Annotated in this window: 2 protein-coding genes; both read right to left on the minus strand. The window is 46.8% G+C overall.

Translation table 11 applies throughout. From position 1 onward, the window contains the following. Window positions 1–773 (minus strand): enoyl-CoA hydratase (locus A3766_RS20210; protein ID WP_068642865.1); only part of this gene is annotated, 773 nt, incomplete at its 3' end. A gap of 56 nt (window positions 774–829) precedes the next feature. Next, a partial coding sequence (locus tag A3766_RS20215; RefSeq protein WP_255375609.1) for an acyl-CoA dehydrogenase family protein occupies window positions 830–1,365 on the minus strand: 536 nt, incomplete at its 5' end.

Here is a 1,365-nt window from a genome sequence, read left to right on the forward strand (position 1 = left end):
TCGAGAAACGAATTAGTGCCTTCAAGTTGGTTGTCACCACCAATTAGATTAATGAATTCGGTGCGCTCATGCTGAAGTGAAAGCGATATGGCGTTTTCTCGAGCTGTACTTAAAAGCTTTTTACAGGCAAACAAAGCATCGGGGCTTTGCTTACTTGCAGACTGTGCATAGTTCATGGCGCTTGATAAGGCCTCGCCTTTCGGTACACTTTCTAGTGCTAATCCGGTTTGAACGGCTGTTTCGGCATCCATTCTCTGCCCGAGCAAGATCATTTTACTTGCCCACGCTTCGCCAATTAACCAACTCAACCGCTGTGTGCCACCAGCGCATGGTAAAAGACCAACACCTGCTTCAGGCAGTGCAACCTGAGCCTGTTCTTCGACGATACGGATATCACAGGCAAGTGCACACTCAAGACCTCCACCCATCGCGTAACCATTGATAGCCGCGATGGATACACCCTTAAAACTTGCAAGGGCTTCAAATGCTTCGCCAAAACGGTGTGCAACATCTTTTGAAAGTATCTTGTCGCCGCTACTAAACTGCTTAAGGTCTGCACCAGCAGAGAAAAACTTTTCGCCTTGCCCGTGTATGACTAAGGCACTTATTCCGCTCATTGCATTGAGTTTTACGATGACGCTTGAAAGCGCGCCAAGGCTTTCCAAGTCCCAGGTATTTGCAGGTGGATTGTTGATAGTAATTTTAGCAATATGACCATCGACAGTAACAATAATTTTGTCACTAGGGGAAATAGTCTGATTTTCTTGTGTCATAGCGGGTGTTCTTTCCTTTTTCAGAAGATTGGAATGCGCGAAGCTTGCCTACTAGCTTATCCGAGAAGCTGGAAGTTTTCATCAGATAACAAGGCTCTAGCAATGATTAAGCGCATTACTTCGTTAGTACCTTCGAGAATACGATGCACGCGCGTATCTCTAAAGTAACGTTCGATAGGGTATTCCTTGATATAGCCGTAACCACCGTGCAATTGTAGGGCTTCATCGCAAATCTTAAAACCGAGATCAGTCGCTAGGCGTTTAGCCATCGCGCAATGAACCGATTTATCGGCTGCACCTTGGTCGAGTTTAAATGCGGCTAGGCGGATCATCTGGCGAGAGGCTACAAGCTCTGTCAGCATATCAGACAGTTTGAACTGGGTGGCTTGAAAATCGGCAATCGTCTGATTGAATTGCTTGCGCTCCTTAACATAGCTAATACTCTGTCGCAGGCTCGCGCGCGCAGTACCGACTGAGCAGGCAGCAATATTGATTCGGCCGCCATCTAGGCCTTCCATCGCCAACTTGAAACCGTCACCTTCATGTGCCAAAAGGTTTTCTTTGGGTACGCGTACATTCTCAAAATGAATCA

This window comes from Oleiphilus sp. HI0132 (assembly GCF_001635845.1).